This window comes from Facklamia lactis, from assembly GCF_015863205.1.
GTDB lineage: Bacteria > Bacillota > Bacilli > Lactobacillales > Aerococcaceae > Facklamia > Facklamia lactis.
In genome coordinates, this window is record NZ_JACBXQ010000028.1 from 1 (window position 1) to 536 (window position 536).

Sequence of the window (536 nt, forward strand, 5' to 3'; positions counted from 1 at the left end):
GATGATTGGGGTGAAGTCGTAACAAGGTAGCCGTATCGGAAGGTGCGGCTGGATCACCTCCTTTCTAAGGAGTATTGGAACCTACACAGAGTGAGGGCTTGTCTTTGTTTAGTTTTGAGTGAGCTTTTTGCATACTCAGGGTTTGAGAATAAATACCCGGGCCTGTAGCTCAGCTGGTTAGAGCGCACCCCTGATAAGGGTGAGGTCGGTGGTTCGAGTCCACTCAGGCCCATACAGGTCTCTCTTGAAAATAATGAGTGATTTGTATATAATATATAATCAGTAATCTAAATTCCCGGGGGATTAGCTCAGCTGGGAGAGCGCCTGCTTTGCACGCAGGAGGTCAGCGGTTCGATCCCGCTATTCTCCATTGTCGTTATCAGTGGTTGTACCAACAATTGTAAACGACATCGATCATTGAAAACTGAATAACACCAAACAACGATTGACATATTCTCGATGCGAGGTATGGCAATCACATTATTTCAAATAAAAGATATAATGAACCGAGAAATTGACCGAGTCTATGAAGAAGT

At 44.4% G+C, this 536-nt stretch carries 2 tRNA genes and 1 rRNA gene; all 3 read left to right on the forward strand.

Going from position 1 to position 536, the window contains the following annotated elements:
* A 16S ribosomal RNA gene (locus tag HZY91_RS10845) occupies positions 1–64 on the forward strand; the annotation flags it as partial.
* 94 nt (positions 65–158) lie between these two features.
* Positions 159–232 (forward strand) — tRNA-Ile (locus HZY91_RS10850).
* Between the two features lie 65 nt (positions 233–297).
* Positions 298–370: transfer RNA gene (locus tag HZY91_RS10855), tRNA-Ala, on the forward strand.
* Positions 371–536: the final 166 nt, after the last annotated feature.